The sequence below is a fragment of the Nocardia sp. NPDC005978 genome (assembly GCF_040614455.1).
GTDB lineage: Bacteria > Actinomycetota > Actinomycetes > Mycobacteriales > Mycobacteriaceae > Nocardia.
Genome location: NZ_JBEXUS010000216.1, coordinates 1 through 4,392, shown reverse-complemented (window position 1 = coordinate 4,392; position 4,392 = coordinate 1). Strand labels below are relative to the sequence as shown.

Annotated in this window: 5 protein-coding genes; 4 read left to right on the top strand and 1 reads right to left on the bottom strand. The window is 71.5% G+C overall.

Annotated features, from left to right (window positions below; translation table 11 throughout):
- Positions 1-120 precede the first annotated feature (120 nt).
- The 3 genes from ABZ319_RS40095 (at position 121) to ABZ319_RS40085 (ending at position 2,492) form a co-directional block, all read left to right on the top strand.
- The gene (locus ABZ319_RS40095) at positions 121-1,374 is read left to right on the top strand and encodes an adenylosuccinate synthetase (protein WP_354991830.1); all 1,254 of its coding nucleotides are present in this window, start codon (positions 121-123) and stop codon (positions 1,372-1,374) included.
- Between the two features lie 10 nt (positions 1,375-1,384).
- Complete coding sequence (locus ABZ319_RS40090; protein WP_354991829.1) at positions 1,385-2,014, top strand: NUDIX hydrolase; 630 nt, start codon at positions 1,385-1,387, stop codon at positions 2,012-2,014.
- Between the two features lie 112 nt (positions 2,015-2,126).
- Positions 2,127-2,492: a DUF4333 domain-containing protein gene (locus ABZ319_RS40085; RefSeq protein ID WP_354991828.1), complete on the top strand. Its 366-nt coding sequence runs from the start codon at positions 2,127-2,129 to the stop codon at positions 2,490-2,492.
- Positions 2,493-2,564: 72 nt separating this feature from the next.
- Here ABZ319_RS40085 and ABZ319_RS40080 read toward each other — a convergent pair whose 3' ends face one another.
- Positions 2,565-3,149 carry a helix-turn-helix domain-containing protein gene (locus ABZ319_RS40080; protein WP_354991827.1) on the bottom strand — a complete coding sequence of 195 codons (585 nt, stop codon included), beginning with the start codon at positions 3,147-3,149 and terminating at the stop codon, positions 2,565-2,567.
- A 217-nt stretch (positions 3,150-3,366) separates the two neighbouring features.
- Here ABZ319_RS40080 and ABZ319_RS40075 point away from each other — a divergent pair, with 217 nt between their 5' ends.
- Entirely contained in the window at positions 3,367-4,341 is a 975-nt protein-coding gene (locus ABZ319_RS40075; protein WP_354991826.1) for a zinc-binding dehydrogenase, read from the top strand.
- Positions 4,342-4,392 lie beyond the last annotated feature (51 nt).

Here is a 4,392-nt window from a genome sequence, read left to right as displayed (position 1 = left end):
GCACTGGCCCCGGTCGGCGCGGCGCGGCGCCCGCGCAGCACCGGTGCGCTGCCCGCGCCCGGCGCCGATGACGACGATGTCGATTTCGCGAAGTAGTTCCGGCGAGCAAGGGAGACGGTGATGTTCGGCGACCGGCATCTGATCGTCGTCGACCTCGGGTTCGGCGACGCGGGCAAGGGCGCGACGGTCGACTGGCTGTGCTCGCCCGCCGCGGGCCTGGACGTGTCGGCGGTGGTGCGCTTCAACGGCGGGGCACAGGCCGCCCACAATGTAATCGCCGACGGGCGGCATCACACCTTTCAGCAGTTCGGGTCCGGCACCTTCTCCGGGGTGCCGACCCTGCTGTCGAAGCACATGCTGGTCGAACCCCTCGCGCTGGCGGCCGAGGCGCGGGCGCTCGCCGAACTCGGTGTGCCCGAACCGCTGTCGCTGCTGTACGTGGACGAGCGCGCACTGCTCACCACCCCGATTCACGGGGCCGCGAATCGTTGCCGGGAGGATACGCGGGGTGCCGCCCGGCACGGTTCGTGCGGCGTCGGCATCGGGGAGACCGCGAGTTACGCGCTGACCAACGACGCGCCCCGGGTCGCGGACTGCCGGCGGCCGGAGGTGTTGCGGCGCAAGCTGATCGCGCTCGAGGAACACTACCGGCCGTTGCTGGGCACGGGGGCGCATCGCTACGACTCGATCGACGATCTGGTCGCGGTGTACGCCGAATTCGCCCGGGCGGTGCGCATTCTGCCCGGCGATCAGCTGGCCGGGTTCGCCGCGCACGGGCGACTGGTCTTCGAGGGCGCGCAGGGCGTGCTGCTCGATGAATGGCGCGGGCTGCACCCGTACACGACCTGGTCGACGGTGGAGCCGCGCAACGCCCGGGCCATGCTGTCGCGGATCGGAGCGCCCGGCTACGTCCTGGGCGTCACGCGCGGCTACCTCACCCGGCACGGCGCGGGACCGTTTCCCACCGAGGATGCCGCGCTGTCGATTCCGGAGCGGCACAACGGAACCGGGCGCTATCAGGGCGAGTTTCGCATCGGGCACCTGGATCCGCTGCTGCTGCGCTATGCCGTGGACGCCTGCGCGGGCATCGACGGCCTGGCCGTCAATCACCTCGACGTACTCGGCGAGATCCGCACCGCCACCGGCTATCTCACCCGCACCGGGTTCCTCGACCGGCTCGACTGCGGGCCGTGGCGCGACCTCGGCCATCAGGAGCGGCTCACCGAGCTGCTCGGCGAGGCCGTTCCCGCCCTCACCGACCTGCCCGCGGACGTGCCCGCCTATCTCGAAACCGTCCTCGGCGTGCCGGTGGTGCTCACCGCGCACGGCCCGAAGCGATCCGATCGCACGCTACGGGTGCCCGCTGAGGCATGATTGTCCACTTGTGGAGCAACAGTCCGCGGTATCCATCGATGTCATCGCCCTGCGCTACGGGCCCGATGACCCCGTCCTCACCCTCGGGGTGGCCCCCCGGGCGTGGGCGCCGTTCGCCGGTGAGCTGGCCCTGCCCGGCGTGCTGCTCGGCCGCGGCGAGCGCCTGGACGCGGCAGCGCGCCGCGCGGTCCACACCAAACTCGGGGTGCCGGTGGAGGCGATCCTGGCGGTCGGCCAGCTCGCGACCTTCGACGAGCCGAACCGCGATCCCCGCGGCCCGACCCTGTCGATCGCGATGTGGGCGGTCATCGGCGACCACGACGCCGACGATGCCCGATGGCCGTCCTTCGACGACGTCCCGCCCCTGGCGTTCGATCACAACCGCATTCTCGGCACGGCCCGCTACCTCTTCGCCGACATGCTCTGGAAGAACCTGACATTCACCCGCCCCCTGATCGGCGAACACTTCCCCGCGACCCGCGCGGTGGACCTGACCGCCGCCCTCACCGGCGACCGCCCCGACCCCGGGAATCTGAACCGCACCCTCGCCGCCCTCCCCGGCCTGTCCCGCACCGGCGAACGCGTCCGCGTGAAGGCGACCGGCCGCCCCGCCGCGCTCTGGGCTTTCGACCGGGAGTGACGGCGGGGGTGCGCTCGCACGGTGGACCGTCGTCACCAGCACGACTGTCCACCACGGCGGTTACCCGATAGCGTCCACCGCGATAGCAGCTGGATTCGAGCAGGGGGAAACCGTGCGCAAGAACGCCGTTCGTACCGCCACCGTCAGTGCACTCGCTTCGGCCGGGGTGATCGCCGCCTGCCTGCTGCCGGGGCAGGCGCACGCCGCGGCGAACGAATCGATCGGGGGCGGAATCGATCTGGGGTCCATCGGGGCGCCCGACAGGCTGGACAACGACAGCGTCGGCCGGGGAATCACCCTGATCCTGCGGGACAGCTACGGCATCGACGACGTCACCGATATTGCTTGCCCCGAACGAATGCTGGTCACGCCCGGCTCCGAATACCTGTGCACGGTGAACGTCCCGGGTGCGCCGAAGAATGTCACGATCCGGATCGTGGACCTGGACGGAACCTACGAGGTCGGGCGACCCGAGTAGGCGTTTTCATCGGGGCGGCCCACGCCCGGCCGGACTCTCGCCGGGATGGCCGTGACCGGATCACGCTCGCCGTCAGAGAGGTTGGCGCAGAACCGATTCCACCAGCTGACGGATCGCCGTCCGCAGGCGGTCGACCTCGTCCGCCCGGACCATGGCCCGGGCCACTTCCGAGCCGACGGAGCTGAACAGGAGACGGCCGGCAGCCTGGGCGTCGAGGTCGGGCCGCGCCTCACCCAGAAGAACGGTGATGTGGTCGTCCCAGGTGGCATGGAACTCTGCCGTGCGGGGATGGGGTGGCATCGCAGACCCGGTGTAGGCGGCCATCAGCTCGACATTGTCGGCCATCATGAGTGTCATCGCGTCGAAAAAGGCGAGCAGACGATCGGGAGCGGGGGCGCCGGGACCCAGCGGCGGCGGGCCGGAAGCTATTGCGGCCATGAGGGTTTCGGCGGGCTCGGCCACCAGGGCGTAGAGCAGGCCCGAGCGGCTGCCGAAGCGGTGGAAGATCGTGCCCTTGCCGACGCCGGCGGCCGCGGCGACCCGATCCATCGTCAGCGCCTCGGCGCCGTGCTCGGCGAGCAGCGTGCGGGTGGCGTCGAGGATGGCGCGCCGGTTGCGCGCGGCGTCGGCACGCTCTTTCGGCTGTTCAGCGGGCATCTCTCCACTTTCGTCGGTACCGGTCCGCGACGGCGCCCGCACAGGCTCGCACGCGCGCACCGTCCCGCGGATTATGCCGGGCTCGCGCATGCCGCCGACCGGTGGGCGCGGGGCCTGCGTGACCGAACCGCTCGGCAGCACACTCCCGTTGACAACTTGACCGTCGGTCCATATCGTCTCCTGCGTATATTGACCGCTAGTCCAGTTAGGATCTCACATGCAGGCAATCGTCATGACCGCTACCGGTGGACCCGAGGTGCTCGAGGTGCGCGACGTCCCCGCGCCCCGGCCGCAGCGCGGAGAAGTGCTGCTGCGCACCGAGGCGATCCCCGTGCTGTTCCCGGAGACCATGCTGCGCGCCGGCGCGTTCCCCATGCCCGCCCCGCTGCCCCTGGTCTTCGGCACCCAGGCCGCGGGCGTGGTCACCGAACTCGGCCCGGACACCGACCCCGCCCTGCTCGGCAGGCGAGTACTGGTGGCCAGCAACAGTTTCGGAACCTACGCCGAACAGGTCTGTGCCCCAGCCGAATCCGCGGCGCTCATCCCCGATGGCCTGACCGCCGAGGCCGCGGCCGCGGTGTCCATGAGCGGCTCGGTGGCCCTGCCGCTGCTCGAGACCGCCCGCCTGACCGGCACCGAAACCGTCCTCGTCGAAGCCGCAGCGACCGGCGTCGGCGCCTATCTGACCCAGCTCGCCAAGGAGTTCGGCGCGGCCCGGATCATCGCCACGGCGGGCGGCCCGGCCAAGGCCGACCTCGCCCGCGCGAACGGCGCGGACGAGGTGATCGATCACAACGACCCCGAGTGGCCCCGCCGCCTGCGCGAGCTCCTCGGCGACACCACCCTCGACGTGGTCTTCGACTCGATCGGCGGCGAATCCGCCACGGCCCTACTCGATCTCATGACCCCCCTGCGCGGCCACCTGCTCAGCTACGGCTGGCTCAGCGGCGCACCCGCCCAGGTCACCGCCATGGACCTGATCATGCGCGGCCTGACCCTCACCGGCTGCTCCGGCCCGGCCTGGCTGGCCGGGGTCGCCGCGGCCCGCACCGCCGTCCTCGCCCGCGCCGCGACCGGCGCCCTCACTCCCCTGGTGGACCGCGTGCTGCCCCTCGATCAGGCGGCCCGCGCCCATCAGCTGATCGCCGACCGAGCCGTCAAGGGCACCATCGTCCTTCACCCCCGCGGTTAGCCCGCTTCCGGGGACCAGTTCGGGGCCGCACGGGTCTTCCGGCCCGTGCGG